26 protein-coding genes and 1 tRNA gene are annotated in these 25,540 nt (G+C 64.9%); 10 read left to right on the plus strand and 17 right to left on the minus strand.

Annotation, left to right across the window (positions count from 1 at the left end):
- Positions 1 to 47: 47 nt before the first annotated feature.
- From ACFQU1_RS24825 to ACFQU1_RS24835, 3 genes are all read right to left on the minus strand, one after another.
- The gene (locus tag ACFQU1_RS24825) at positions 48 to 257 is read right to left on the minus strand and encodes a cold-shock protein (RefSeq protein WP_378137840.1); all 210 of its coding nucleotides are present in this window, start codon (positions 255 to 257) and stop codon (positions 48 to 50) included.
- A gap of 790 nt (positions 258 to 1,047) precedes the next feature.
- Positions 1,048 to 1,164 carry a winged helix-turn-helix domain-containing protein gene (locus ACFQU1_RS24830; RefSeq protein WP_378138362.1) on the minus strand — a complete coding sequence of 39 codons (117 nt, stop codon included), beginning with the start codon at positions 1,162 to 1,164 and terminating at the stop codon, positions 1,048 to 1,050.
- Positions 1,110 to 1,397, minus strand: coding sequence for a transposase (locus ACFQU1_RS24835; RefSeq protein WP_378138364.1), 288 nt, complete (start codon positions 1,395 to 1,397; stop codon positions 1,110 to 1,112). Before ACFQU1_RS24835 ends, ACFQU1_RS24830 begins: the two co-directional genes overlap by 55 nt.
- 119 nt (positions 1,398 to 1,516) lie before the next feature.
- Here ACFQU1_RS24835 and ACFQU1_RS24840 point away from each other — a divergent pair, with 119 nt between their 5' ends.
- Positions 1,517 to 2,749: a patatin-like phospholipase family protein gene (locus tag ACFQU1_RS24840; RefSeq protein WP_378137842.1), complete on the plus strand. Its 1,233-nt coding sequence runs from the start codon at positions 1,517 to 1,519 to the stop codon at positions 2,747 to 2,749.
- A gap of 475 nt (positions 2,750 to 3,224) precedes the next feature.
- Here ACFQU1_RS24840 and ACFQU1_RS24845 read toward each other — a convergent pair.
- Both ACFQU1_RS24845 and ACFQU1_RS24850 read right to left on the minus strand, forming a co-directional pair.
- Positions 3,225 to 3,300, minus strand: a tRNA-Lys gene (locus ACFQU1_RS24845).
- Positions 3,301 to 3,437: 137 nt separating this feature from the next.
- Positions 3,438 to 3,740, minus strand: a complete 303-nt coding sequence (locus ACFQU1_RS24850; protein WP_378137844.1) for a hypothetical protein — start codon at positions 3,738 to 3,740, stop codon at positions 3,438 to 3,440.
- 240 nt (positions 3,741 to 3,980) lie between these two features.
- Between ACFQU1_RS24850 and ACFQU1_RS24855 the strand changes: the two genes are divergently transcribed.
- Positions 3,981 to 4,406: a nuclear transport factor 2 family protein gene (locus tag ACFQU1_RS24855; RefSeq protein ID WP_378137846.1), complete on the plus strand. Its 426-nt coding sequence runs from the start codon at positions 3,981 to 3,983 to the stop codon at positions 4,404 to 4,406.
- Between the two features lie 40 nt (positions 4,407 to 4,446).
- Positions 4,447 to 5,748, plus strand: a complete 1,302-nt coding sequence (locus tag ACFQU1_RS24860) for an MFS transporter (protein WP_378137848.1) — start codon at positions 4,447 to 4,449, stop codon at positions 5,746 to 5,748.
- Between the two features lie 17 nt (positions 5,749 to 5,765).
- On the opposite strand, the gene ACFQU1_RS24865 is transcribed toward ACFQU1_RS24860, so the two are convergent.
- Genes ACFQU1_RS24865 through ACFQU1_RS24875 form a run of 3 tightly spaced genes read right to left on the minus strand, consistent with a single transcriptional unit; the run spans position 5,766 to position 7,959 of the window.
- Positions 5,766 to 6,053, minus strand: a complete 288-nt coding sequence (locus ACFQU1_RS24865) for a PTS sugar transporter subunit IIB (RefSeq protein WP_378137851.1) — start codon at positions 6,051 to 6,053, stop codon at positions 5,766 to 5,768.
- Between the two features lie 15 nt (positions 6,054 to 6,068).
- On the minus strand, positions 6,069 to 6,530 hold the full coding sequence (locus ACFQU1_RS24870) for a PTS sugar transporter subunit IIA (RefSeq protein ID WP_378137853.1): 462 nt from the start codon (positions 6,528 to 6,530) through the stop codon (positions 6,069 to 6,071).
- Positions 6,531 to 6,534: 4 nt separating this feature from the next.
- Positions 6,535 to 7,959 carry a PTS galactitol transporter subunit IIC gene (locus ACFQU1_RS24875; RefSeq protein ID WP_378137855.1) on the minus strand — a complete coding sequence of 475 codons (1,425 nt, stop codon included), beginning with the start codon at positions 7,957 to 7,959 and terminating at the stop codon, positions 6,535 to 6,537.
- A gap of 294 nt (positions 7,960 to 8,253) precedes the next feature.
- Here ACFQU1_RS24875 and ACFQU1_RS24880 point away from each other — a divergent pair, with 294 nt between their 5' ends.
- Complete coding sequence (locus tag ACFQU1_RS24880) at positions 8,254 to 9,177, plus strand: sugar-binding transcriptional regulator (RefSeq protein WP_378137857.1); 924 nt, start codon at positions 8,254 to 8,256, stop codon at positions 9,175 to 9,177.
- Positions 9,178 to 9,195: 18 nt separating this feature from the next.
- The gene (locus ACFQU1_RS24885; protein ID WP_378138366.1) at positions 9,196 to 9,849 is read left to right on the plus strand and encodes an HAD family hydrolase; all 654 of its coding nucleotides are present in this window, start codon (positions 9,196 to 9,198) and stop codon (positions 9,847 to 9,849) included.
- Positions 9,850 to 10,033: 184 nt separating this feature from the next.
- Here ACFQU1_RS24885 and ptsP read toward each other — a convergent pair whose 3' ends face one another.
- The 5 genes from ptsP to ACFQU1_RS24910 form a co-directional block, all read right to left on the minus strand.
- Positions 10,034 to 11,986 (minus strand): phosphoenolpyruvate--protein phosphotransferase, encoded by a 1,953-nt coding sequence (gene ptsP / locus ACFQU1_RS24890; RefSeq protein WP_378137859.1) that lies wholly within the window; start codon positions 11,984 to 11,986, stop codon positions 10,034 to 10,036.
- Positions 11,987 to 12,060: 74 nt separating this feature from the next.
- Positions 12,061 to 12,447, minus strand: coding sequence for a PTS glucitol/sorbitol transporter subunit IIA (locus ACFQU1_RS24895; RefSeq protein ID WP_378137861.1), 387 nt, complete (start codon positions 12,445 to 12,447; stop codon positions 12,061 to 12,063).
- 241 nt (positions 12,448 to 12,688) lie between these two features.
- Entirely contained in the window at positions 12,689 to 13,711 is a 1,023-nt protein-coding gene (locus ACFQU1_RS24900) for a PTS glucitol/sorbitol transporter subunit IIB (RefSeq protein WP_378137863.1), read from the minus strand.
- Between the two features lie 17 nt (positions 13,712 to 13,728).
- Positions 13,729 to 14,520: a PTS glucitol/sorbitol transporter subunit IIC gene (locus ACFQU1_RS24905; RefSeq protein WP_378137865.1), complete on the minus strand. Its 792-nt coding sequence runs from the start codon at positions 14,518 to 14,520 to the stop codon at positions 13,729 to 13,731.
- A gap of 49 nt (positions 14,521 to 14,569) precedes the next feature.
- Entirely contained in the window at positions 14,570 to 14,971 is a 402-nt protein-coding gene (locus ACFQU1_RS24910) for a transcriptional regulator GutM (protein WP_378137867.1), read from the minus strand.
- 444 nt (positions 14,972 to 15,415) lie between these two features.
- Here ACFQU1_RS24910 and ACFQU1_RS24915 point away from each other — a divergent pair, with 444 nt between their 5' ends.
- From ACFQU1_RS24915 to ACFQU1_RS24930, 4 genes are read left to right on the plus strand one after another with little or no spacing between them, the layout of a single operon-like run.
- Positions 15,416 to 16,732 (plus strand): NAD(P)H-dependent oxidoreductase, encoded by a 1,317-nt coding sequence (locus ACFQU1_RS24915; protein ID WP_378137869.1) that lies wholly within the window; start codon positions 15,416 to 15,418, stop codon positions 16,730 to 16,732.
- A gap of 49 nt (positions 16,733 to 16,781) precedes the next feature.
- Positions 16,782 to 17,807: a thiamine pyrophosphate-dependent dehydrogenase E1 component subunit alpha gene (locus tag ACFQU1_RS24920; RefSeq protein ID WP_378137871.1), complete on the plus strand. Its 1,026-nt coding sequence runs from the start codon at positions 16,782 to 16,784 to the stop codon at positions 17,805 to 17,807.
- 7 nt (positions 17,808 to 17,814) lie between these two features.
- A complete protein-coding gene (locus ACFQU1_RS24925; RefSeq protein WP_378137873.1) occupies positions 17,815 to 18,813 on the plus strand; it encodes an alpha-ketoacid dehydrogenase subunit beta in 999 nt (332 codons plus the stop codon).
- A gap of 2 nt (positions 18,814 to 18,815) precedes the next feature.
- Positions 18,816 to 20,180: an acetoin dehydrogenase dihydrolipoyllysine-residue acetyltransferase subunit gene (locus tag ACFQU1_RS24930; RefSeq protein ID WP_378137875.1), complete on the plus strand. Its 1,365-nt coding sequence runs from the start codon at positions 18,816 to 18,818 to the stop codon at positions 20,178 to 20,180.
- A gap of 34 nt (positions 20,181 to 20,214) precedes the next feature.
- Here ACFQU1_RS24930 and ACFQU1_RS24935 read toward each other — a convergent pair whose 3' ends face one another.
- A complete protein-coding gene (locus ACFQU1_RS24935) occupies positions 20,215 to 20,718 on the minus strand; it encodes an MEKHLA domain-containing protein (RefSeq protein ID WP_378137877.1) in 504 nt (167 codons plus the stop codon).
- A 51-nt stretch (positions 20,719 to 20,769) separates the two neighbouring features.
- On the minus strand, positions 20,770 to 21,279 hold the full coding sequence (locus tag ACFQU1_RS24940; RefSeq protein ID WP_378137879.1) for an isoprenylcysteine carboxyl methyltransferase family protein: 510 nt from the start codon (positions 21,277 to 21,279) through the stop codon (positions 20,770 to 20,772).
- Between the two features lie 202 nt (positions 21,280 to 21,481).
- Here ACFQU1_RS24940 and uvsE point away from each other — a divergent pair, with 202 nt between their 5' ends.
- Positions 21,482 to 22,549 (plus strand): UV DNA damage repair endonuclease UvsE, encoded by a 1,068-nt coding sequence (gene uvsE, locus ACFQU1_RS24945; protein ID WP_378137881.1) that lies wholly within the window; start codon positions 21,482 to 21,484, stop codon positions 22,547 to 22,549.
- Positions 22,550 to 22,627: 78 nt separating this feature from the next.
- Here uvsE and ACFQU1_RS24950 read toward each other — a convergent pair whose 3' ends face one another.
- Both ACFQU1_RS24950 and ACFQU1_RS24955 read right to left on the minus strand, forming a co-directional pair.
- On the minus strand, positions 22,628 to 24,511 hold the full coding sequence (locus ACFQU1_RS24950) for a TRAP transporter large permease subunit (RefSeq protein ID WP_378137883.1): 1,884 nt from the start codon (positions 24,509 to 24,511) through the stop codon (positions 22,628 to 22,630).
- Entirely contained in the window at positions 24,508 to 25,515 is a 1,008-nt protein-coding gene (locus tag ACFQU1_RS24955) for a TRAP transporter substrate-binding protein (RefSeq protein WP_378137885.1), read from the minus strand. The genes ACFQU1_RS24950 and ACFQU1_RS24955 overlap by 4 nt, the downstream gene beginning before the upstream one ends.
- Positions 25,516 to 25,540 lie beyond the last annotated feature (25 nt).

The raw sequence follows: 25,540 nt of genomic DNA on the forward strand, positions 1-25,540 counted from the left end.
GAAAAAGCCCGGCGCGAGCCGGGCTCTTCGACCATATCAGCGATCAGTTACGCTGCCTGAAGATTTGCAGCGGCCGACTTACCGGATCGCCGATCAGCTTGAATGTCGAAGCTCAGCTTCTGCCCTTCGACCAGTCCCGGCATTCCGGCAGCCTCAAGCGCGGAGGCGTGGACAAAAACGTCCGGACCGCCATTGTCCTGCACGATGAAACCGAAACCCTTTTGGGCATTGTAGAACTTTACCGTACCGACAGCCATCTTGGCCTCCTCGTAGACGCGCGAACGCGATTGTACCGCGCGATCGTCGCGCGGCGCCTAATCCGAATTCAGCGTTGTCTTGAGGAAAGCCCTAAACGGGGGCGGACAGCAAGTCAGGCAGAAAGCTCGAACGTACAGGGCATATGAGCGCTTTATGCCAAAAATGCAAGCTCGGATTGTGCGGGCTGCGTCTTCGGGACAGGGCTGCGCGCGAGCTGGCCCCGCCTCGTCATCAGGCAAGCGGTCGGGGTCATGCCGCAGCCGGCCTTCGATCATACCGAGGCAGGAGATAGGCATTACCGACATGCGGACACAGAGTCGATCGGCCCTGCCCCACCGCCTAGCTACGCTGAGTCGGCATTTAGAATGACATTACTTATGGTGAGCGCGCTGGGGCTCGAACCCATCGCGTTTCCAGCATGTGGCTTTGGCGACGGGCCAAGACCGACCCCTCCTTCCCTCCGACTAGTACTTGGGGCGCCAAAGATTTTGGCGATTGGTTGATATCGAGCGCTGGGAGCGCCAGCAGGTCGCCGGGAGGGCGTCGTCATGAGCGGCGGGGACAAGTCGATGGAGATCCTCTCCGACATCTACGACGTGCTCGCGGAGCACGGTGTCAGGCCATCTTTTGCGCTGATCCTTGGCCGCGGCGGGCCCAACGTCGGATGATACCGTTCTTCTGGCCTATGCACGCCTCCTCTTGCCACCAGAGTTCCAGTGCCGAGCCGCGCCCGGGCCATTGCCAAGAGGGCGGGGAAGCTTTTTTGAACGCCGGGATCGCCTCTGGATGCTACGCATGATGACGCGGGCGGGCGGAGAGCCTGCGATAGCCCATGGCCCGCAGCTCACGGCTCATCGTCTGCGGGCTGAGGGAGATCCGGAACTCCTCGAACACCCATTGCACCAAATCGGCCAACCGCTAGCGCACGTGCCGTGCACCGCCGGGATCGTGCCGCTCTCGACCAGCGCCGCCAGCACCCCGCGCTGCTCGGCAGTGAGCCTCGGCGTCGGGCCGGGAGTCTTGCGGTCGAGCAGCCCGTCCGGGCCTCGTGCGTTGAACCGCAGCACCCAGTCGCGCACAATTTGTAGCGTCACGCCGCCCAACCGCGCCGCACCCGCACGGGACCCACCGTCGTAGATCGCGGCATAGCCCGGCTCAGAGAGAAGAACCGTACTCTATGGTGTCCAGCTGACATCGGACGCTCTGTCTTCTAGTAAGTAGAAGCTGGATATTACCTGACGTAATCCGGGGTCTGACAATGAAGCGAACGGCCGGCGGCATCATCCTATCGATCGTGATCCTCGGCGCCGTCGCAAAGTTGTCGGCATGCGAGCCACTCCCTCGGCTGAACCATGTGTCACAGGCGGAAAAGGGCGACATCACGGTCCTCGGTCTCAGTGATATCCGCTACTGGGGCGATGAGGTAACGCCGCAGATGGTGGCAGGAGGGCTCGCGTCCTACCGCCGGGAACAAGATTATGCCACTGCGACGGGACATGCGGGACCGCTTCCGCCGGCCCAATATCTCGCCATTTCCGGCGGTGGCGACAACGGAGCGTTTGGTGCCGGGCTCTTGGTCGGCTGGACGGCCGCCGGCACGCGCCCAACCTTTAAGGTGGTCACCGGGATCAGCACGGGCGCCTTGATCGCGCCATTCGCGTTTCTTGGTGCCGCATATGATGACCAGTTGCAGCAGATTTATACGGAAATTTCGGCGAAGGACGTACTGGAGCGACGCTGGATCCTCTCGGCCCTGTTCGATGATGCCATCGCAGCCAGCCAGCCTTTGCACCAGACCATTGCGCGCTTCATTACCCCGGCGATTTTGCAGGCGATCGCCCGGGAACATGAAAAGGGACGGCTGCTGCTGGTTGCCACCACCGACCTCGACGCGGGCCGTCCGGTGATCTGGAACATAGGCAAGATCGCCGCGAGTGGTCACCCGGGGGCGTTGAAGCTTATTCAGAATCTGATGCTGGCCTCGGCGGCCATCCCCATCATATTTCCACCGGTGATGATCGACGTCGAAGTGGGCGGGAAGCAGTACCAGGAAATGCATGTGGACGGCGGGGCAACCACGCAGGTGATTGTTTACCCGCCAGGCCTGCGTGTGAACGACCTTGGTATCACGCGAGAGCGCCGTCTTTATGTCATCCGTAATGCTCGACTCGACATCGAATGGGTAGACGTAGACCGGCAGATCCTCAGCATTGCCCGGCGTGCCATGGCCACAATGATCGAGACGCAGGGTATCGGTGACCTCTACAGGATCTACAGTCTTGCCCGGCGCGACGGCATCGATTTCAACCTCGCCAGCATACCGCGGACGTTCAAGATGAAGCGTGTGCAACTATTCAATACTCGATACATGAAGGCATTGTTCCAGTATGGCTACAACCTTGGCGAGGCGGGCTATTCATGGGCAAAGGTTCCGCCCGGTTACGGAGGCACGGACCCTCGCGTAGCCCCGACTGCGTTGACTGAGCATTGATCGCCTGGATGAGGCGCCGCGATCGCCAGCGCTTCCAGGCGAGGGATTTCCGCACGCTCGGCCGAGCGAGGCGGCGCCTGACCCATCCGGCTCTGCCGCAGAGCGCGGTGTTCATCCCACCGCTCCTGCACCACCTCCGGGAACACGATCTGAACCTGCTTGAGGGTCTCGCGTGGTCCGCCGCTACCGGACGACGTCGCTCCGATAGCGTCCGCTTCGGAAATGCCGGCCCAGTGGCTGCTATTGGCGCGGATGGGATGCGTCTGGAGCACTGTCCCAATATAACTTGTTCATGGAGCATTTGGCGCCGAGCCGTTCGACGTCTTGCTCTCATCCGGCCAGGCCAGGGTTGCGGCTAAATCGGCCTCGATCGCCCTTCATCACGGTGGGAAAGGCCTGGCAACGCCTCTGTTACCCCAAGCGGTCATTCTGTGCCGCCAAAAGTCGGGAAAATTGTCTAAGTCATTGATCTTCATGGTGAGCGCGCTGGGGCTCGAACCCAGGACCTACTGATTAAAAGTCAGTTGCTCTACCGACTGAGCTACGCGCTCGCTCACGAAGCGCCCAGGAGATACGGGTTGCCGGCGCCCCGGTCAACCTTTTGCCGGAAGCTCCTGCTCGTCGGCTGCACAACCGGGAGGCCGGAGGGCTCTGCACCCCCGGCCGTTCTCCGGAATTTCCCGGCCGCTCAGCGGGCCGCCTTCTGGTCGCCCTGCTCCCGCCGTTCGACGGTATCGCGGCCGACGATCTTGCTGAACAGGCCGTCCTCGTCATAGAGCAGCGCAAGCTTGCTCTCCTCAAACTGCTCGAAGAACTCGTCCCAGGAGATCTCGACGAGGCTCTCGTGCTCCGACTGAGGATTGTCGGGGAACATGATGCGGATGATGCCGACGTCCCCGCCCTTGTGTGTCCGGTCGACGGCGGCCGGCTTGCCGCCCTTCTTCTCCGCCCATTTGCGGATCGTCGCGTGATCGGTGGTGGCTTCAGCCATGATGCGTCCTCCGTGCCTGTGTCCAGGAGAACGCCGCAAAGGCCATAGAGTTCAACCGGGTGACAGGGGCCTTGCAACCCGTCGCCGGGCCGAATCTGGACGAAGCCGGCGGGCCGTCCGGATGACGCCGAACTCGCCGCGGATCTCGGCGGGCACGCCTTGACTCCCACCTCGAACCCTCGAATGATAGTCCTATAAATAGTCGGTTCGCGTTGGGGCCGGCCAAAGGGGAGGAAGCGCATGCACCCGCCGTCGGTGGAAGATCGCCTGGCCATTCAGGACCTGTTCGCCCGCTACATGTGGGCGCTCGACGGCGGCGACGCCGAAGGCATAATCGATTGCTTCACCCCCGACGGGGCGCTCGAAAGCCCGGCCATTGGTCGGCGTGAAGGCCGGGACGGCCTGCGCGAATTTGCCACCCGCTTCTCGCGCTTTCACGCCAACGGCGCGCAGCTCCGGCACATGATCTCCAATATCCGCTGCGAGGTGGACGGCGACCGCGCCAAGGCGCGCTGCTATCTCGTGGTCTATCTCACCCGCGACGGCCAGAGCCGACTGCTCGGCCCCGGTCATTACGATTGCGATTTGCGCCGCCAGGATGGCCGCTGGCTGTTTGAAACGCGCCGCGTCCTAATGGACCACGATTACGAGCTCGAAGGCCTCTAGCTCCGCCCGACGCCGGAACACTCTCGGAGGGCGGGCGAGCATGCGCGACCAAAAGCGGTTCTTGATCTATATCCTGCTGTTCCTGTTCCTGAGCTTTTACTCGCTCGACAGGGTCACCATGGCCGTCGCAGGCAGCTCGGTCGCCAAGGAAATGGGCTTGAGCCCAGTCTCGCTGGGTTATCTCTTCTCCTCCTACCTGTGGCTCTATGCTTTCGTGCTCTTGCCGGCCGGCGCCGTTACCGACAGACTCGGCGCGCGCCGCACGAGCGCGCTGGCCGCCACTTTCTGGTCGCTCTGCCAAGCGCTGGGTGGGGCCGCGACCTCCATATTCACGCTCCTGCTCACGCGGCTCGGCCTCGGCCTCTTCGAATCGGCTGCCAATCCATGCGCTCATAAGGCGATCCGGGAATGGACGCCGCGCAGCGAGCGAGGCCTCGCCACCGCCATCTGGTACGCCGGCACCAATGCCGGGCCAGCGCTCGGCTCGCCGCTCGTTGCATGGCTCATCACCTATTACGGCTGGCGTTCTGCCTTTGTCGTCACGGGCGCGCTCGGCCTGATCTGGGTCGTCGTCTGGCTCTTCGTTTATCAGCCGCCGGAAAAGGCCCGCTGGATCACCGAGACCGAGCGCCGCAAGATCCTCGATGAACGGGACGCCGCAACGGCCCAGGAGAGCGCGCCCTCGATCGGTTACCGCGGGCTCCTCACCACCACCCCGACCATGTGGGGCTTGGCGCTCACCCAGGGCTGCATCAATTATACGTCGTATTTCTTCCTGGCCTGGTTGCCGATCTTCCTGCAGTCGTCCTATCACCTCTCGGTCCTCGAGACCGGTGCCTATACCGCCCTGCCCTTCGGCCTCAGTGCCGTGCTCAGCGTCGTCCTGAGCGGCGTTGCCGACCGCGTGTTGAGCGCAGAGGCGCTTCACCAGGGCAAGCGCCGCTATGCGGTTGCGCTCGGCAGCCTGGCCTCAGCCTTGATCGTGGCGACGCCCTATGTCGGGTCCATCGGCTTCGCCATGGTCGTCCTGACCATTTCGCTGACCTGCAACACCTTCGCCCAGTCCATGAATTTCGCGCTGGTCAACGACCGGCTGCGCACAGCCGGCGATGTCGGCCGCGCCTATGCCTTTTTCACGCTCGGCGGCATCAGCTTCGGCATCGTCGGACCGATCGTCACCGGCTATCTGGTGAATATGCTGGGCGACTTCAAAATAGCCCTGGTGCTGTGCGGCGGGCTTGCCGTCGTCGCGGCAATTCTGGTCACTGCCTTGACGCGCCGGGCAATGGGCGAAAAGGTCGGCGCACTTGCGGCCCCTGTCGCAAGCGTTCCGGCGGCGTAGCCAGCACCGCTGCAATCTCAGGCGCGCAGCGCCTTTTCGATATCGTCGAGGAGTTGGCTTTTGCCGATGCCCGTCAAGAACGGCAGGCCTTTGAAGACGGGCTTGCCGAGATCGCCGGGCACCGGCGTCGTCGCGACCACCAGGTCGACGTCGTCGATCATACTGCGGACTTCCGTGGCCTTGCATTGGCGGATGGTGACGGGAACACCGCGCTCGGCCATCGCTTCTTCGATGGCGTGGGCCACGACGGTCGACGTGGCGACGGCGGTCCCGCATGCGACCAGAACGACTTTCGGCTGAGCCATCGGTTACTCTCGCATTCAGTGTGGAAGGGCGGCGAAGGCTTCATCCGGGCTCCGGGCTGCCGCAAGCGCCGCCAGGGCGTCGGCGTTCTGGATGAAGCCCGCCACGGCTTGCAGCATTTCGATCTGCGCGTTCTTGTCGTTCAAGGCGAGCGCGATCACCACCTTGACCGGGATTGTCACGTCCGGGTCGTCCATGCTGGCGAAGAGGACGGGCTGGGTCAGCGTCGCGAGCGCGATAGCTGGCGCACGCACATAGGCCGGCTCGGCGTGAGGCACCGCGACATTGATGGCGCCGAGCGGAAGCCCCGTCGGCATGGTGCGCTCGCGTTCGATCAGCGCGGCGGGATAATCCGGCGTCACCTTGTCGAGCGCAATGAGGCAGTCGCCGAGGAGCATGATCACCTCGTCCGACGAGCGCACGGAGGCCCCGAGGCACATGGCCTCGGGCATGAGGATCGACCGGAAATCGACAGCCATTGCGCTACTCCGCAGGCATCGTTCGCGCCGCGGCAGGCGGCTGCGGGGGCTCGGCGCCGGCGATGCGCTCCCAGGCCTTCGGCGCGGCCCGGAAGCCGAACAACAGCGCGAGCACCACCAGGAGCACTATCCCGACCCCGACGATACCGAGCGCCGAGATCACCCCTATGACGAGATAGGGAAGATAGAGGAAGCCGTCCACCACGCTCGTGATCTGCGTCGTGTTGGCAGGCATCTGGAAGCCGGCCGTCTGCGCCGTGGAGGTCATCAGCGGCGACAGCGCCATGCCGACATAGAAGCCGACGATGAGCGTGACGGTGCCGATGATGATCATGCGGAAGACATTGCCGTTGACGATCGGCGCGGCCATGGCCACGACGAAGGGAATGACGGCGAGGTCGGCGAAGAGGATGATCCTGTTGCCGGGCAGGATGATCGACAGAAGAATGGCGATCGGCACGAGCACGAGCGAGCTCGCGATGGCCGCGGGATGGCCGATGAGGATCGCGGAATCGAGCCCGACATTGATCTCGCGATCGCCCGCTCGCTTCTGCACGAAGTCGCGTGCCGCCTCCGAGACGGGGATGAGCCCCTCCATCAGGATCTTCACCATGCGCGGCAGGAGAAGCATCACGGCGGCGAGATTGATGCCGACCTTGAGCGCTTGGGCGATCACCGCGCCGGCATCGCCGGCGTTGTAATAGGCCGCGAAGCCGAGCACGAGGCCGATGATGAGGCCGAGCACGATCGGCTCGCCGAAGACGCCGAGCCGCTTCTGCACGGTGTCGGTGTCGATCTGAATGGAATTGATGCCGGGAATGCGGTCCATCACCCAGTTGAGGCCGATGGCGATCGGCACGATCTGCGCCGAGGCGAGATGCGGCACGGAGACGCCCGGCACCTCGTAGAACCGCTGCACGCCCTTGGCTGTCCAATCGGCGAGCACCAGCGCGAGCGCCGCCATGAGAGCAGCGGCCATGAGGCCGTAGCCGAGGCTGCCGGTCGCGGCGACGACCAGCGAGCCGACGAAGGCGAAATGCCAGAAGTTCCAGACGTCGACATTGAGCGTGCGTGTGAGCCCGGCGAACAGGAGGGCGATGTTCACCAGGATGCCGATGGGAATGACCCAGAGGCCGACTGAAGAGCCGAAGGCGATGGCGGCGGCCGATGGCCAGCCCACGTCGACGATATCCCGCTGCATGCCGGTGTTTTTGACGATCGCCTGCGCCACGTCGCCGAGCGTCGTGAGCATGAGCCCGAGCACCAGATTGATGCCGATGAAGGCGATGCCGATGGTCAGGCCGGCGCGAAAGGCCCGGCCGGGGCGCGCACCCAGAACGAGGGCGATGATGAAGATGATGATCGGCAGCAGGACCGTTGCGCCGAGCGTGTCGACGACGGCCTTCAAAGCGGCGAGAATGCTGTCCATGGCACCTGCCCTCCCAAATGTGATTCGTATTCCCGGCGTTCTTCGACCGGCGCCGCAGCATAATTCAAGCGGGCTCCGACTGGCAAAACGTTTAAGATCTTTTGTCTAGCGGAGATGCAAATTGTTCTGGATGGGGGCAGCATCATTGTGTGCCGATCAGGCCTAGGTTACAAACCGGACATGAGCCAGAACAAGACGCGAAGGAAGGCCCCTGCGGCCGCGTCACTCGAAGCCGAGAATGTCCCCATTTCTGTTGGACGCCGCTCGGATCGGCTCCGGCTTCGGGCTGCCTGGATGTATCACGTCGAGGAGATGACGCAGAGCGCCATCGCCGATGCGCTCGGCATCGGGCGAGTTACCGTCGTGCGCCTCTTGTCGGATGCGCGCAACAATCACGAAGTGCGCATCTCCCTGAGCCGTGCCGTCTCCGAACTGACGGCGCTCGAAATGGCGCTGGAGAGGGCCTTCGGCATCGGCGAGGCGATTGTTGCCCCCTTGTCCTCGAAGGAGGCCGATCCGACCCGGCCGATCGCCGCTGCCACCGGGCAGTTCGTGTCGGATTTCCTGCAGCCCGGCATGAAGATCGGTGTTGGCTGGGGGCAGACCCTGCATCAGTCTCTATCCTTCGTCAGTGACCGCCAGATCCCCGATGTGTCGGTGGTGTCGCTTCTCGGCGGCATCGCCAAGGCCAAACAGTACAACCCCACCGAATTCGCCTGGCAGTTTTCGCGAATCCTGCAGGCGGAGTGCTTTTTGCTGCCCGCCCCCGCGCTTGTCGACAGCGTCGACACGAAGCGTGCGCTGATCGACCGCTGTGGATTGTCGGAGATCTTCGAGGTCGGCCGCTCCCTCGACGCGGTTCTGCTCAGTGTCGGCGGCATGACCCCGGATGCGACCGCCTACCGCTTCGGCTATTTCTCCGAGCAGGACCGGTTGTCACTCATCAAGGAAGGGGCGGTCGGCGACCTCCTCTACTATTTCTACGGGATCGATGGTCAGCTCGTTCAGCATCCCATCAATGAGCGCGTCATGGCGGTCCCGGTCGAGAGTCTCGCCGTGGCGCCGCACCGCATTCTGACCTCCGGCGGACCGAACAAGATCAACGCGATCATCGGCGCCGTCCGCCTGGTGAAGCCGACCGTCTTCATCACCGATGAAGTAACCGCTTCGGCTGTTTTGTCCGCCGTCGGCGTTCCCTCCCTGCAGTCCTCCTTGTAGCCGGAAAGAGCCCTCGTCATTCGTCCGGATCTCGTCATTTTCGATTGTGACGGCGTGCTGGTGGACAGCGAAATTCTCGCGAGCCAGGCCATGTGCGCCGTCCTGCAGCGCCAGGGCGTTCCGGTGAGGCCCGAGATGATCGCCCAATGCGTGGGCATGAAGCGGGACGACATTCTCGCTAAACTCGCGCAACAGACGGGGATTGCGATCAGCCCTGAGACGGCGGAAGAGATCTGGCCGGCGACGCGCGCCCTCTTCGTCGAGACATTAAAACCGACGCCCGGCATCGCCGCCTTCCTCGACCGCCTGCCCCACCGGCGCTGCGTCGCTTCCTCGTCGGACAAGACGCGCATCCGCTTGAGCTTGGAGGTCACGGGATTGCTGACGTACTTCGGCGACCATCTCTTCAGCTCGCAGGAGGTGGCGCGCGGCAAGCCCGCGCCGGACCTCTTCCTGCATGCGGCGCGGTCCATGGGCGTGGAGCCGGCGCGCTGCGTCGTCATCGAGGACTCGCCCTTCGGCATCGAGGGCGCGCGCGCCGCCGGCATGACGGCCATCGGCTATATCGGCGGCAGCCACCTCGAGCCGCCCCATGCCGATGTGCTTCTCGCCGCAGGCGCGCAGCATGTGGAGGCGGACTGGGCAGCCATCGGCCGGCATATGGGTCTTTAGTGGGGCCGCTTCGGCGCCGGTCATCCCGGGACGGCCCGTAGGGCCGGGACCGGGATCCAGAAACAATGTCATTGAGCTCGTGGGCGCGCCGTCACCGGCGAGGGTCCTAGCCGAACAGCGACATCGTTTCTGGATCCCGGGCACCTCGCTTCGCTCGGCCCCGGGATGACCTGGAACTCTTGCGCTAAAGCTCCACGATCCGCTTCTTGGCGCGCGGGATGGAGGACGGGCTCATGCTGAGCTCGGTCACGCCGAGCCGGATGAATTCCGGGATCAGGTCTTCTCGCGCGGCCGCCTCGCCGCAGACGCCGACCCAGATGCCGGCCTTCTCGGCGGCCTGGCAGATCAGCGCGACGGCCTTCATCACGGCCGGATGATCGGCACGGTTGAGCTTGGCGAGCCGTGGGTTCAGCCGGTCGGCGGCCATGATATACTGGGTCAGATCATTGGTGCCGATGGAGAAGAAATCCGCCTCCGCTGCGAGATCTTCGGCGAGCAGCGCGGCGGCCGGCGTTTCCATCATGACGCCGAGCTCCATCGCGCCGAAGGGGATGCCGCGCTCGCGCAGCTCGGCCCGGCATTCCTCCAGAAGCGCCTTGGTCGACTTGAGCTCTGAGACATCGGCGATCATCGGCAGCATGACCTTGACATTACCGACGGTTGCCGCACGCAGGAGCGCCTTGAGCTGCGGGCGGAAGATGTCGGGCTGATCGAGGCACATGCGGATACCGCGCCAGCCGAGGAAGGGGTTTTCCTCCTCGGGGAACTCGATCCCAGCCACGGGCTTGTCGCCGCCGATGTCGAGCGTGCGGACGATGACCGGACGCGGCGCGAAGGCTTGAGCGAGCTCCGTATAGATGGCGGCCTGTTCGTCCTCGCTCGGCAGGACCTTGCGCTCCATGAAGAGGAGCTCTGTGCGGAAGAGCCCGACGCCCATGGCGCCGGCCTTCAGCGCCGCCTCGATCTCGCTGAGCGAGCCCAGATTGGCCGCCACCTCGATCAGCCGGCCGTCGCGGGTGCGCGGCTCGCGATCGGCATAGGAGGAAAGCTCCGCGCGCGTGCTGGCCTCCTTGCGGATGCGCGCGTGGAAATCCTCGGCGACCGCCTCGGAGGGATCGAGCACCACCTCACCGGTATGGCCATCGATGGCGACGGTCTTCGCCCGACGCAGCTCGTCAAGGGAGCCCTGGTAGCCGAGCACGGCCGGCAAGCCATGGGTGCGCGCCATGATGGCGACATGCGAGGTCGAGGAGCCCTTGGTGCAGAGAATGCCGGCGATACGGGCGATCGGCGCCTTCGCGAAATCCCAGGCGCTGATTTCCTCCGCAACGACGATCGCGCCGTCGGGTGCCTCCGCCAACGTGGCCTCCTTGCGCCCGAGAAGCGTGAGCGCCACGTTGCGCGTAACCCCGCGGATGTCCTCGGCGCGGGCGCGGATATAGGCGTCCTCCACGGCCGCGAAATTGCCGGCGAGCTCTTCGCCCGTCGCGAGCGTCGCGGATACCGCCTCTTCGCCATTCCTGATCCGTCTTTTGACCCCCTCGACGAGTTCCGCATCGCGCGCCACGTCGACGAGAGCATCGATGATCTGGAGGTCTTCCGCCTTGAGGTCCGCCCCCTCCCGTTCGTCGAGCAGGGCGGCAACCGTCTGCGCGAGAGCCCTCTCGTAACGGAGGATCTCCGCCTCGATCCGTTCCGGCGGCACCTGCCGTGGCTCAGCTTTCAGCGCCTCCTGAAAGAAATGATAGGGCGCGCCGAGGGCCGCGCCTTCGCTCGCCGGGACGCCGTGTCCGACGACGGCTCCGGCGGCCGGCGGTTTGGCCGGGGATGGTGGCGCGGGCTGGGCGTCAGCCGCCGTGCCTCCCAGATCAACGCCGGCATCGGGGGTTTCCATGAAGCGGGTGAGCGTGGAGACCGCAATCGCCGCGTCGTCGCCGGTGGCGCGCAGAGTGATCTCGTCGTCCTCCTTGATGCCGAGCAGCATGAGCTTGACCGAGCTCTTGGCATTGACGCCCCGGCCGTCGCGGACGATCTCGATATCGGACTGGAAGTTCTTGGCTAACTTGACAAATTGCGTCGCCGGCCGGGCGTGGAGACCGTCCCGCACTCTGACGCAAACGGTCCGTTCGACCTGCATCGTTCAACTCCCAGGATGCACAGCAGCCGGCACCCGCCGCGCCCCATTTATAAAAGAACGCATGGCCGCCTTTTCTAGGCGGCCGAGGTGATGGTGATCTCGGCGCCGGCGACCAGCGCCCGGATGAGGGCCTCGGCCTCTGTCTTGGAGGCGCAGAGTTCGCCCGGTCTTCCGGCGGTTGCGGCCCTATCGAAATTGATCACGACATGACCGATGTCCGCGACCTTCTTCCAGGCGAGTTCCCCGACAGCCGTGAGCTGGACCGAGACTTCGCCGATGCGCAACCGGGCGCCGACCGGCGGCGTATCCGCCGTCGGCCCCTCCTCCACGCGATGCAACACGGAGACTTCGGCAAGCTCCGGCGGGGCACCTTCCGCGTAGAGGATGAGGATCCCGCCCTCGATGAGTTCGGGAACCTCAGGGCCGACCTCGGTGATCTTTGTCCGGTAAAAAACTGTCATGGATCTCTGTGCGTTAGGAACTTCACGGCCAACTTGATACTGAGGAACCTCCGGCGTCATGGCCGGGCTTGGCCCGGCCATCCCGATCGGTAGGACATTGCGCCTTTCCGATCGGGATCAAGGGAACTCGGGTGTTCCCGAGTTCCTCACCTTTGCACCGAAATCGGGAGCACCCGATTTAGGGCACAAGGCCGGGGATGACGGTGGCCCATCCGGCGTTCAACCCGATCGGGTCATACGCCTACAGAAAGAAGCTCGCTCCGTAAGCGATGATGACGGAGACCGGCCCCATGATCTGGCGGCTGATCAGGACGGCGGGAACGCCGATTTCGATCGTCTTGGGCTTTGCTTCCCCAAGAGCCAAACCCACGGGCACGAAGTCGCAGCCGACCTGCGTGTCGTAGGCAAAGAGCGCGGGTAGCGCCATCGCGGGTGCAATCGTGCCATTGGCGATCTGTGGGCCGACGATGGCGACGCCGATCACTTGAGCAATGACGGCGCCAGGCCCGAGAATCGGGGAAAGAAACGGCAAGCCGCAGATCGCGGAGAGAATGACCAGGCCGACGATATTATTGGCCAGCGGCCCCATGGGCTGGGCCAGCAGATCCCCGATCCCCGTATAGAGAATAATGCCGATCAGCATGGTCACGAAGGCCATGAACGGCAGCACGTTGCGGATCACCTGATCGATCGTCCGACGCCCGGCATTGAAGAAGATGCCCACAGCCCGGCCCATGACCCGGCCGATGCCCGTCACGAGGCCGACGAGGCCGCCGGCGGGTTGTGCGGGCGATGCCGCTCCTTCCTTGCGGGCATCGGCGGCGGCTGCGCCGACCGAGGGCGACAGATCTCGCACGCCGGCGGTCGCCGGAATCGGCCTGTCCGTGGCGTCGGCGAAGGAGACGTTGTTCTCCCTCACGCCCGAGACATAGATGTCTTCCGTGATGAATTGGGCCAAGGGCCCGGACTGTCCGACCGGCGTCAGATTGACCGTCGGAATGCGCTTGCGCGGATAGACGCCACAGCGCGCCGTTCCACCGCAATCGATCACGACCGCCGCGATCTCGCCCTCGGGCGGCGGCGAGCGGAAACCGTCGATCACCGTCGCGCCGGTCATGTCGGCGATCTTCTGCGCGAGCGGTGGAATGCCGCCGCCGGTCACCGCAACGATCTTGTCCTTCTCTGCGGTCGGCTTGATGACCAGGGGGCCGCCCCAGCCACCGGACCCGCGATCGATGCGGACTGCCTTGAATTCCTTTGCCATGGCTTGCCTCCCCCGCCTTAGAGCGTCACGCCTTCGCGGCGGGCCAGGATCTGCGTGATCTTTTCCGTGACGATGCCTTTGAGCAGGATCACCACCAAGCCGACGATGAAGTACCAGATGGCCAGATTGACGTGCCAGCCTGCGGGCAGCTTGCCCGCCGCCTCGAGCTGCTGGATAGCCACGAGCACACCACCCCAGACGAAATATTCGCCCGGATTGGCGTGGGGAAAGAGACCGGTGATCGGATGGCAGAAGGATACCGCCGAGTCGTAGAAGGCGGGCTTATGCTTTTCTTCGAGAAAGGTGCCGAAGGTATAGGCCATCGGATTGGTCAGGAAGAACATGGCGAGTACCGGCAAGACCGTATAGCGGGTCAGCGCAATGCGGCCTGCGGCGCGGGCAAGGCCATGCACGCGCTGCTCGCCGACCATTTCGGTGATCGCATAGAAGGCCGTCATCAGCACGATCAGCGTCGGGATGATGCCGGTCACGAAGCCCGCAAAGACCTCGCCGCCTTTCTGGAACATGCCGATGAAATGACGGCCGATGGTGGTGAGCCAGCCGAGCTGCTCCTCCGGGGCCAGATTCTTCACCCGGTCGGCGAAGTCGGCGGTCGCGCCGCCGGGCACCGGGGCGGCGGGTGCCCCATTCTGCGCGAGAATGATGAGATCGCTCGTGGCCTGGCCCGTATGGCCGCCCGCGGCAGCCGCGCCAAGGCTGTGGACGGCGTGGCTCGCCCCCATGGATGCATAGTCCAGCCCCTGCCCGACCGCATCCATGTGCTGCGCCATGATGGCAAAGATCGTCATGTCCCCTCCCCTTGATGAGGTCGCTCGGCCTTTTATCGTCCGCCGGAGCTCAAGCCGGCTGGACCGTCATTTCCGAAGGCGCGGCCTTCTCGGCTTTCGCCTTTTCGATCTGCTTTATCGCCTGTTCCAAGGCATGTGCCCGCCCGCGTACGGCGTTGAAGCCTTCATCGTCGCGCAGGCTTTTGAGACTGCGCCCATCAAACGCGCCGAGGCGCTTGAACTTGGCGAGCACGCTCCGCCCCTCCATGATGAGGAGATCACGAACCGTGTCGTCGGGACCGACGACCAGCATGAGAATGACGCCGCGTCCCAGGCTCGCGCGGGCATTGCCCACGCCCAGATATCCGTCTGACCAGCGATCCCGGATCGCCGCCATCACCTGCCGGTAGTGACGCATCTGGAGCCATGTCCCAAGGGCCTGCAACAGCCATACGACGACCAGCAGAATCAATCCGATTTGCCAAATGGGCATGGGCCACCTCCGGCTTCAGCTATGCAGACGACTCTGCACGTCCCAAAGGGCGACCGGCTTCTGTGGCCGGTCCTCACCATCGGCTCAGAAGAACATTTGATATATCTTGTGTCAATATGTACTACTGCTGACCACAAAGCTTATACCAGGTTGTGTCTAGCGCCCATCGCGGCACCGGGGTTACCCTAGGGGAGAGCCCTGGCATCCACAGTTCGCCGGCCGGCTTAGGTCCGGCCCCGCACGCTCGACGCCAGGCTCGGGAAGGGCCGCGAGGCAGCCTTAAAGCGACGCTGGCCTTTCGGCTTATCCGACACACCGGGACGTCTCGGGCGACAGCATCTGAACACGTTGTTTGACCGTCATACAAAAGTTCCATAATTTGATATCCATGTGGGTTGAGAGGTAGGTTCGATGGAGCGAGCAATGCAGCTGGGATTGGCGGCCGAACTGGCGGCGCGGGCGGAGACGTCCGGGCCGATCACCATCGGCTTGGCCGGCGCTGGCCAGATGGGCACGGACATCGTCGTCGAAGTCGCCCTGATGCCCGGCGTGCGCATCGGCGCCATTTCCGAGATTCGCGTCGATGCCGCGCGGGAGGCGGCGCTGCTCGCCGGTCGCGCCGCCGATGACGTCGTCAATGCCTCGAGCGCGTCCGATATCGACCGCGCCATCGAGGCGAACAAGCTCGCCATCACCGACGACATGAACGCGCTCTGCGCCGCCGGCCGGATCGACGTGGTGATCGATGCCACCGGCAATCCGAATATCGGCACGCTCTTCGCGCTCGAAGCGATGAAGAACGGCAAGCATGTCGTGATGCTGAACGTCGAGGCGGACATCACAGTCGGCCGCTTCCTCAAGGAGGAGGCGCGCAAGGCGGGCGTGGTCTACACCGGGGCGGCAGGCGACGAGCCGGCCTGCACGCTCGAGCTCTTTACCTTCGCCCAGAGCCTCGGCTTCGAGATCGTCGCGGCCGGCAAGGGCAAGAACAATCCACTCAAATTCGATGCGATGCCGGTCGACTACGAGGAGGAGGCCCGGCAGCGCAATATGAATGCGCGCATGCTGGTCGAATTCGTCGACGGCTCCAAGACCATGGTCGAGATGGTCGCGGTCGCCAATGCCACCGGCCTCGTACCGGACGTGCCCGGCATGCATGGGCCGAAGGCGACGCGTGAGGAACTCGCGCAGGTGCTCTGCACCAAGGCAGACGGCGGCATTCTCAACCGCTCGGGCGTCGTCGACTATTCCATCGGCAAGGGCGTCGCGCCGGGTGTGTTCTGCGTCGTGAAGCCGAGGCATCCGCGGGTGCTGGAACGCATGATCGACCTCAAGGTCGGTCCCGGCCCGTGCTTCTCGATTATGCGCCCATATCACCTTACCAGCCTGGAGACGCCGCTGTCGGCCGTCCGCGCCGTGCTCTATGGCAAAGCCGACATGCAGCCGCTCGATTATCCGGTCGCCGAATGCGTCGCCGTCGCCAAGCGCGACCTTCAGCCCGGCGAGACGCTCGGCAAGATCGGCGAGACCGACTATCGCGGCTTCGCCATGACCTGGGGGGAGGCGCGCAGCGCCGGCGCCCTGCCGCTCGGCCTTTCCGAACGGGCGAAGGTTCTGAAGCCCATCAAGGCTGGAGAGCGCCTCAGCTACGACAATTGCCAGCCGGACGACTCGCTCGTCGTCACCCAGATCCGCCGCCGCCTCGACCAGGCGGATGCGCGCTTCGTGCCTGCTGCCTGAGCCGAGGCGGACGGCGCTGCCGACCGCCCGCTATGCCGAGAGGATCGTCATGGCTCAATCCGCCACCGAAAAGGCAGCCCTCACCCAGGCTGCCAATCTGCCGGCCGTCTACCGGCGCCTCACCACCGACGACCTGCGTGAGGCCCTGCGCAAAATGCATCTCATCCGCCGCTTCGAGGAAAGCGCGGAAGAGGCCTATATGCGCGGCCTCATCCACGGCACGATGCATCTCTCCATCGGCCAGGAAGCGAGCGCGGTCGGCATCTGCGCGCCCCTGACCGACGCGGACTTCATCACCTCGACCCATCGCGGCCACGGCCATTGCATCGGCAAGGGCGCGGAGGTGAAAAAGATGCTCGCCGAATTCTTCGGCAAGGAGGGCGGCTATTGCCGCGGGCGTGGCGGCTCCATGCATATCGCCGATGTCTCGAAGGGCAATCTCGGCGCCAACGGCATCGTCGGCGGCGGCATTCCGATCGCGGTGGGTGCGGCGCTTGCCATGAAGAAGCAGGGCAAGGGCTCGGTCGTCGTGTCCTTCTTCGGCGACGGCGCCAACAACGAGGGCGCCTTCCACGAGGCGCTCAATATGGCCTCCATCTGGAAGCTGCCGGTGATCTTCGTCTGCGAGAACAACGGCTATGGCATGTCGACCTCCACGAAGCGCTCGACGGCGGTGGCGAATGTGGCAGACCGCGCCAGCGCCTATGCCATGCCGGGCGTGATCGTCGACGGCAATAATTTCGCCGAGGTTGCCGCCGCCGCCTTCGAGGCAGCCGATCGGGCGCGCCGCGGCGAGGGGCCGACGCTGATCGAAAGCAAGACCTACCGTATCCGCGGCCATTCGCGATCCGACCGCAACCGCTACCGCACCAAGGAGGAGATCGAGGCCTGGCAGGCGCGCGATCCCATCACGCTGTTCGAGCGGGAGCTGACCGGTCTCGGTCTGATCACGCCGGAGGAGATCGAAAAAATCCGCGCCGAGGTGGAGGCCGAGATCAAGGAAGGGCTCGATTTCGCCACGCAGAGCCCTTCGCCCTCGCCCGCCGACGTCACCCGCTATGTCTATACGGATTGAGCCGGCCATGGATGCGAAAGTCCGCGAATTGAGCTACGCCCAGGCTATCCAGGAAGCCATGGCGCTCGCCATGGAGGCCGACGAGCGCGTCTTCCTCATGGGCGAGGATATCGGCGTCTATGGCGGCGCCTTCCAGGTGACGGGCGATCTCGTCCACCGCTTCGGCGAAGACCGGGTGATGGACACGCCCATCTCCGAGCTCGGCGGCGCGGGCGTGGCGGTTGGGGCGGCCATGACCGGCATGCGGCCGATCTTCGAATTCCAGTTCTCGGATTTCGCGACGCTCGCCATGGAGCAGATCGTGAACCAGGCCGCCAAGATGCGCTACATGCTCGGCGGCAATGTCTCCGTTCCGCTCGTGATGCGCTTCCCGGCAGGCTCCGGGACGGGAGCCGCCGCGCAGCACAGCCAGAGCCTGGAGGCCTGGCTCGCCCACGTGCCGGGCTTGAAGGTGGTGCAGCCGGCTACGCCGCATGACGCCAAGGGGCTGCTGCTGGCGGCGGTCGAAGACCCCGACCCGGTGATGATCTTCGAGCACAAGCTCCTCTACAAGATGAAAGGGCCGGTGCCCGAGGGCCATTACACCGTGCCCATCGGCAAGGCGGAGATCCGCCGGCGTGGCCGCGACGCAACCGTCGTCGCGACCTCGATCATGGTGCACAAGTCCCTCGATGCGGCAGCCCAGCTGGCCGAGGAGGGCATCGAAGTCGAGGTCATCGACCTGCGTTCGCTCAGGCCGATGGATACGGCCACCATCGTCGAGAGCGTTAAGAAGACCTCGCGGCTGCTGACGGTCTATGAGGCCGTGAAGACGCTCGGCATCGGCGCCGAGGTGAGCGCCGCGATCGTCGAAAGCGAGGCCTTCGACTATCTCGACGCGCCGATCATGCGCCTCGGCGGCGCGGAAGCGCCCCTGCCCTACAATCCGGAGCTGGAGAAGGCCGCGGTGCCGCAGGTGCCCGACATCGTCGCTGCGCTGCGCCAGCTCGTGCGCAAGGAGGTCTGACGATGCCGACCGAGGTGATCCTGCCGCGCGTCGACATGGACATGGCAACCGGCAAGGTCTCGCGCTGGTTCGTCGACGAGAACGCCAAGGTCGAGAAGGGCCAGGTGATCTTCGAGATCGAGACCGACAAGGCGGCGATGGAGATCGAGGCCCCCGTCTCGGGCATCATCCGCGACATCGCCGATGATCAAGGCAAGGAGCTGCCGGTCGGCAGCGTCGTCGCCAAGATCTATGGCGAGGACGAGGCCTCTGACGCCCCCGCAGGCCCCAAGCCGGTCGCAGCGGCGCCCGGTGCGCCTCTCGACATCCCGACCGCGGCCGACGCGCCTGCCGAGCCTGCCCCCCTTCCCCCGGCGGCAGCCTCGACGACTCTGGCTGGTGTTGCAGCGGTCGAGAGCGCGGGCGAGGCGGAGCCGAATGGTGTGCGTGCCACACCGCTCGCGCGCCGCCTCGCCCGTGAGCACCGGATCGACCTCGCCGTGATCAAAGGAAGCGGCCCGCGCGGACGCGTGCAAGAGAGCGACGTGCTGGCGCATGTGGCCTCAACCGCCCCCGCAATCGAGGCGCGGCCACGGCCGCAAGCCCAAAAGGCCGCGTCGGGGCAGACCGCCGGCCCGCTCCACCGTGTCTGGCTGCGCCAGGGCGGCGGCACGCCGCTCGTGCTGGTGCACGGCTTCGGGGCGGATATCAACGGTTGGCGGCCCTTCGTCCATTCGCTGCCGGCGGATCGGCCGATCCTCGGCATCGATCTGCCCGGCCATGGCCGCTCGCCACTGTCGGGCGGGATCAGCATCGACGACTTCGCCGCGGCTCTTCTCGACACGATCGAGGCGGAGGGCCTCGACAGCGTCCATCTGATCGCCCATTCGCTCGGGGCTGCCGTTGCGGCCACGGCCGCGGCGCAGGCGCGGCTCGACGTCCGCTCGCTGATGCTCATCTCACCGGCCGGCCTCGGCCCCGACATGAACGGCCCCTTCGTCGCGGGCTTCCTCAGGGCGACGGGCGAGGCAAGCCTCGCGCCATGGGTCCGCGAACTCGTCTTCGACGCTCAAGCCCTCGGACCGGCCTTCGCGCTCGGCACGCTCCGCGCGCGCACGGACGAGCAGATCAAGGCGCAGACCGAAATCGCCGCCCATCTCTTTCCGGACGGCACCCAGGGTTTCAGCATCCGCCGCCTGCTCGGGCAATTCGAATGGCCGGTGAAAGTGGTCTACGGCGCCGAAGACCGCATCATCCCCGCACGCCATGCGCAGGGCCTGCCGGGCACCATCGCCGTCCACATCTTCGCGGCGACCGGGCATCTGCCCCATATCGAGCAGCGCCAGGCGGTCGGCCGGCTCGCAGCGGAACTCGTCCGCGCGGATTGAGCCTGAGCTACCGGTGGCCGCCTTCACGGCTGCATCAAGCGTCGCTCCAGCCACGCAGGACGGCCCCCTGGCCATAGAGCGTGCCGTCCGGACCCAAAAGCTGCCAGACGGTCGCGTCCTCGATCCAGAAAAGACGCCCGGACTTGGCGATCCGCAAACCGCGATAATCCGAGGCGAACCCTTGGCGGGTCACGCTGTCGAGCAGGCGCTGCCGTTCCTCGCGGTTCGGCGCTTCCGCTGACAGCCGCGAGGGCAGCGATGTCAACTCGTCCCAAGAGTATTCGAAGCAGGCCTGCGCGGTCGTGTTCGCGTAGACGAAGCGCGGATCCGGATCCGTGTTGTGCGCCAGAATGCAGAAAGAGGCGTCTTCGTAGAGCCAACGCGGGCCGTCCGGCCGTTCGGGCGCGAGCGGCGTCCCGACGAGGCGCGCGTAGCTGCCGGTGAGGAGTTCGTAGAAAGCCGGATCGGTGGCGAGTGCGCGATCGCTCGGCCCTGCCGATCTCAGAACAGCCGCAAGGGCCGAAGGGTCATTCCGCATGGAGGCTCCGTTCAGCGGCAGAAATGCGGGTCTTTGACGTCGCAGCGCCGGTCAGTATTCGTCGAAGCGGCCTTTCATCACCTGATCCTCCAGGCGGATGCGGATGGCCAGCACGACGAGATAGCACGGCAGCCCGATGATCAGCGTGGCGTAGGCGTGCAGCGCCAGCGCAAAACCCACCAGCTCCGGCAGGATGTTGAGGTAGTAATTCGGATGGCGGACGGCGCTGAACAGCGGGTGCTGCACGAGTTGATGGTCCCGCGCGAGGATGAGTTTCACGGTCCACCAGCGCCCGAGCAGACGGATCACGACCAGAAGCATCACCATGCCGAAGGCATAGAGCGCGAAGCCAAGGTAGCTGATCGTATCGACCGGGGCCGCCCGCCAGAAGCCCTCGGCAGCTGCGGCGACATAGAAGGCGACATGGGCCAGAGCGAGCACGGACGAATTCGTTGCGCCGAACTCGACAGCACCTTCGGCCTTGAGCCGCTTCTCATTGCGGATGGAGACGGCGAGGGTCGCCAGGCGGAGCAGGACCGCACAAAGAACGAACCAGATCATGGCCTCGGGAATCGGTAACAGAAAGGCGCGTGAACTCTTACGGCAAGATCCTGAATACACAAGCCGCCGCCCGCACGTCGCATTCCTTCAGCGCCGCGCGCGATCCATTTCCGGATTCCGGCGTTCCGATCTCGAAGCGCCTTCGCACAGGCCGCGCTGGCGGCTTAAGCGAAGCGGTGCGCTTCGGCGCGGAGGTGCTGAGATGAACGGCGTCCCAATGAGGCTCGGATTTCCCGTGAAGGTGCTCGGGCAGCCGGAGCTCAAGTCCAATGACGCCCGGCGTTGGGCGAATGCGCCGCATCTGAAAACCTCGCTGGGCTATCTCGATGCCATCTTCGATTATCTCGCCATGCATCGCATCCGCATGTATCGGATGTCCTCCGACCTCGCGCCCTATGCCACCCATCCCGACATGCCACAGTTTCACGGCATGGTCCGGGACAGCGCGCACGAGCTTGCAGCCATCGGAAGGAAAGCGCGCCAACTCGATATCCGTCTCTCCTTCCACCCTTCGCAATACATCATCCTGAACAGCCCCGATCCGGCGCTCACCACAAAGAGCATCGCCGATCTCGTCTCCCAGGCGGAAATGCTCGACTTGATGGAGCTCGGACCGGAAGCCGTGCTCGTCATTCATGTGGGCGGAACCTACGGCGACCGGCCGGCGAGCAATGCCCGCTGGGTCGAGACCTGGGCGAAACTGCCCGAGCCGGTTCGCCGACGGCTGGTGCTCGAACATGACGATATACGCTTCAGCGCCGCCGATACGCTCTGGATTCACGAGCAAACGGGCGTGCCGCTCGTCTTCGACCACCAGCACTTCTGGTGTCTGAACCCGGAAGGGCTCGACCTTCGCGGCACTCTTCACCGCATGCTCGCCACCTGGCCTGCCGGCGTGCGGCCCAAGGTCCATTTCTCCTCGCCGCGAACCGAGCTTCGGGAAGCGAAGCGCAAGGATCCCAAGACGCGCAAGTCCGTCACCGTCAGGCTGGCGCCTGTGTGGACGGGCCATGCCGACTTCTGTCACCCCTTCGAGTTCATCACATTCATGCGCATGGCCGACGGCCTCGAGCCGGACGTGATGCTTGAAGCCAAGGCGAAGGATCTCGCCCTGATCCGGCTGCGGCGAGATCTTCTGCGCTATGCGCCCGACATCGCCCTTCGCTTCGGGCTCGATCCGGCCGAAACGCCGGTTTTCGAGAAGGAGACCTCCGATCTCATCGACGAAACGGCCGAGGCGGATGCGGATGAGAACGAGCCGGATGCGTGATCGCCTCCGCAGGCAAGGGGCCGCCGTGAGCCTCGGGCGAGCGAACCTCGCCTGCCCGAGAGCCTCACGGCGAAGTCCTCAGAGGAAGCCGGTCGAGATCCACGGAATGGCGGCGACGAGCAGGAGCCCGACCATCAACGCGGCCAGATAGCCCCAGATCGGCTTCATGCCCTCGTCCGGATGCACCTTCCCGATGGCACAGGCTACGTAATAGCCCACGCCGAAGGGCGGCGCGAAAAGCCCGAGGCCCATCGCCAGAATGGCGATCATGGAATAGTGCACCTCGTCCACGCCGAGCTCTCGTGCCAGCGGAAAGAGAAGCGGCCCGAACAGCACGATGACCGGAATGCCTTCCAACACGCTGCCGAGAATGACGAAGACGAGGATGGAGACGGCAATGAAGCCGGCCTTGCCCCCGGGTAGGGCCGCGATCAGGGTGGTCAGGTCGCTTGCCAGCCCAGAACGGGTGAGGCACCAGGCCATGCCGGTCGCCGTGCCGATGATGAAGAGAATGGCGCCGGACAGGGCCGCCGTCTCGACCAGCATCGGCCCGATGCGGCTCCAATCGAATTGCCGGTAGATGAGGAGACCCGCCACGACGGCATAGGCGATGCCGATGGTCGAGACTTCCGTCGCCGTCGCCACGCCCTCCACGACCGCCGCGCGAATGATGAAAGGCAAGGCAAGCGCCGGCAGCGCGATGATGAAGCTGCGCCCGAGCTCGCTGCGCGTCGGCCGGCGCACCAGGGACAGGTCCTCGTGGCGATAGCGAAACCAGACCACGCCGCAGAGCATGAAGGCGAGGACCAACCCCGGCAGCAAGCCGCCGGTGAAGAGTGCCGCAATGGAGACGCCCGTCACCGAGCCGATGGTGATGAGCACGATGCTAGGCGGAATGGTTTCCGTCTGGGCGCCTGTGGCCGCCAGCAGTGCCACGAGATCACCGGGCTTGGCGCCCCGCTTCTGCATTTCGGGAAAAAGAATGGGCGCGACCGCTGCCATGTCCGCGGCCTTGGCGCCGGAAATGCCGGAGACCAGATACATCGCCCCGATGAGCACATAGGAGAGGCCGCCGCGCACATGACCGAGGAGATTGGCGAGCACGCTCACCATGGCGCGCGCCATGCCGGTCATCTCGATGAGCTGGCCGAGAAAGACGAAGAGCGGCACCGACAACAGGATGAGGTGCGACATACCCTCGTCCATGCGCCCGACCATGGCGAGAAGCGGCACCTTCGTGGTGAGGAGCAGATAGCCGAAGGTCGCCAGCCCGAAGGCGAAGGCGATGGGAACGCCGGCGAAGACAGTGGCCGCCACGACGCCGACGAAGAAGATGAGGAGATTGAACTTGCCGAGGCCGGCGAAGAGCGGGCTGAGCAGGTAGAAGACCGCGCAGAGGATGGCCGTCATGGCAACGGCGCCGAAAACGACGCGAAGATTGCCGGCTTGCGCCAAACGCAACAGCGCCGAAAGCGTCATCAGGGCGATGCCGGTCGGCAGCGCCGCAGCGCGCCAGGCGTTCGAGATCTGCAAGGCCGGCGTCGTGATATAGCTTTCTTCATAGGCAAATTCGACGGCCGGCTGCAGAACGAGGAGCAGGAAGGCGAGCGCGGCTGCGATCGCCAAGGTGTCGAGGAAGGCACGCTTCGGCGGCGAAGCCGAGCCTATGAAGGCCGTCATGCGCATATGCGCGCCGCGGTGGAAGGCGACCACCGCGCCGAGCATGGCGAGCCACAGGAAGAGCGTCGAGGCGAGTTCGTCCGACCAGGTGATCGGAGCGTGGAGTAGATAGCGCGCGATGACCCCGGCGAGCAGGATGAGGATTTCGGCCCCGACCAGAAGCGCGACCGGTATCTCGACGAGCCGCGCCATGAAGAGGTCGAGGCCCGCCAGCCGGCGGCCGTCGGCGGCGAGCGCCGCGCCCGGTGCGCCGACCGCTTCCAGCTCCGACACGCTGTTCATGCGAGCTTGCCTACGGAGGACTCGAGCGCGCTCCAGGCCTCTTCACCGTATTTGGCCTTCCACTCGGCGTAGAAACCGGCCTTGCGCAGCGCTTCCCGGAAGGGCTCGGGATCCGTCTTGTTGAAGGTAAGGCCCTTGGCCTGCAGGTCTGTCTGGAGGTTCTCGTTCAGCTTGGCGATATCCTGCCGCTGAACAAGACCGCTCTCGTTGAAATTGCGGCCGACGATCGCCTTCAGATCGTCGGGCAGGGTCCGCCAGGCGCGGCCATTGGCCAAGAGCCAGGACCCGTCCCAGACGTGATTGGTCAGGGAGCAGAATTTCTGCACCTCGTAGAATTTCGCGGTATTGGCGACGACGAGCGGGTTCTCCTGGCCGTCGACCACGCCCGTCTGCAGGGCTGTGTAGACCTCCGCGAGATTGATGCTCGTCGGCGCGGCGCCGAGCGCCGAGAACAGCGAGACATAGAGCTGGCTGATCGGCACGCGGATCTTGAAATTCTTCAGATCCTCGGGGCCGTTGATCGCCCTGGCCTTCGTCGTGATCTCGCGGAAGCCGTTGTCCCACATGCGCTCGAAGGCGAAGAGCCCGGCCTTCTCGAAGCCCGTGCGCACGACCTTGCCGAGGTCGCCGTCCATGGCCGACCATACGGCGCCGTAATCCTTGAAGACGAAACCCATGCCGTTGATGGAGGCCACTGGCACGAGCGTCGAGAGGATGAGCCCGCCCGTGCTGAACATCTGGATGGCCCCGGAACGGACCTGCGCCAGGAGGTCGCTGTCGCCGCCGAGCTGGCTGTTCGGCAGCACGTCGATTTCCATCCGCCCGTCGCTGTCCTTCTTGATCCTCTCCGCCGCCTCGACCGCGCGAATCTGCAGCGGATGATTGGCCGGAAAGCCGTGGCCGAACTGCCAGCTGACCTCGGCTGCGCGCGCACGCGACACGAAGGGCGCGACCGCGGCAAAGGACGCGGCGGTTGTCAGAAATGTTCTGCGGGCGATGGTCATCGACGTTCCTCCTTCTGAATTTCTT

The sequence above is a fragment of the Chelatococcus sp. GCM10030263 genome, assembly GCF_042666455.1.
In the GTDB taxonomy this organism is placed as follows: domain Bacteria; phylum Pseudomonadota; class Alphaproteobacteria; order Rhizobiales; family Beijerinckiaceae; genus Chelatococcus.

Coding starts and splice junctions, on each gene's coding strand:
- ACFQU1_RS24895 (WP_378137861.1), bottom strand. CDS start 12,447: ATGACAGTTTTTTACCGGACAAAGATCACCGAGGTCGGCCCTGAGGTT.
- ACFQU1_RS24940 (WP_378137879.1), bottom strand. CDS start 21,279: ATGATCTGGTTCGTTCTTTGTGCGGTCCTGCTCCGCCTGGCGACCCTC.
- ACFQU1_RS24860 (WP_378137848.1), top strand. CDS start 4,447: ATGCGCGACCAAAAGCGGTTCTTGATCTATATCCTGCTGTTCCTGTTC.
- ACFQU1_RS24880 (WP_378137857.1), top strand. CDS start 8,254: ATGTATCACGTCGAGGAGATGACGCAGAGCGCCATCGCCGATGCGCTC.
- ACFQU1_RS24925 (WP_378137873.1), top strand. CDS start 17,815: ATGGATGCGAAAGTCCGCGAATTGAGCTACGCCCAGGCTATCCAGGAA.
- ACFQU1_RS24930 (WP_378137875.1), top strand. CDS start 18,816: ATGCCGACCGAGGTGATCCTGCCGCGCGTCGACATGGACATGGCAACC.
- ACFQU1_RS24850 (WP_378137844.1), bottom strand. CDS start 3,740: ATGGCTGAAGCCACCACCGATCACGCGACGATCCGCAAATGGGCGGAG.
- ACFQU1_RS24920 (WP_378137871.1), top strand. CDS start 16,782: ATGGCTCAATCCGCCACCGAAAAGGCAGCCCTCACCCAGGCTGCCAAT.
- ACFQU1_RS24855 (WP_378137846.1), top strand. CDS start 3,981: ATGCACCCGCCGTCGGTGGAAGATCGCCTGGCCATTCAGGACCTGTTC.
- ACFQU1_RS24900 (WP_378137863.1), bottom strand. CDS start 13,711: ATGGCAAAGGAATTCAAGGCAGTCCGCATCGATCGCGGGTCCGGTGGC.
- ACFQU1_RS24950 (WP_378137883.1), bottom strand. CDS start 24,511: ATGAACAGCGTGTCGGAGCTGGAAGCGGTCGGCGCACCGGGCGCGGCG.
- ACFQU1_RS24935 (WP_378137877.1), bottom strand. CDS start 20,718: ATGCGGAATGACCCTTCGGCCCTTGCGGCTGTTCTGAGATCGGCAGGG.
- ACFQU1_RS24915 (WP_378137869.1), top strand. CDS start 15,416: ATGCAGCTGGGATTGGCGGCCGAACTGGCGGCGCGGGCGGAGACGTCC.
- ACFQU1_RS24875 (WP_378137855.1), bottom strand. CDS start 7,959: ATGGACAGCATTCTCGCCGCTTTGAAGGCCGTCGTCGACACGCTCGGC.
- ACFQU1_RS24870 (WP_378137853.1), bottom strand. CDS start 6,530: ATGGCTGTCGATTTCCGGTCGATCCTCATGCCCGAGGCCATGTGCCTC.
- ACFQU1_RS24955 (WP_378137885.1), bottom strand. CDS start 25,515: ATGACCATCGCCCGCAGAACATTTCTGACAACCGCCGCGTCCTTTGCC.
- ptsP (WP_378137859.1), bottom strand. CDS start 11,986: ATGCAGGTCGAACGGACCGTTTGCGTCAGAGTGCGGGACGGTCTCCAC.
- ACFQU1_RS24825 (WP_378137840.1), bottom strand. CDS start 257: ATGGCTGTCGGTACGGTAAAGTTCTACAATGCCCAAAAGGGTTTCGGT.
- ACFQU1_RS24905 (WP_378137865.1), bottom strand. CDS start 14,520: ATGACGATCTTTGCCATCATGGCGCAGCACATGGATGCGGTCGGGCAG.
- ACFQU1_RS24865 (WP_378137851.1), bottom strand. CDS start 6,053: ATGGCTCAGCCGAAAGTCGTTCTGGTCGCATGCGGGACCGCCGTCGCC.
- ACFQU1_RS24840 (WP_378137842.1), top strand. CDS start 1,517: ATGAAGCGAACGGCCGGCGGCATCATCCTATCGATCGTGATCCTCGGC.
- uvsE (WP_378137881.1), top strand. CDS start 21,482: ATGAACGGCGTCCCAATGAGGCTCGGATTTCCCGTGAAGGTGCTCGGG.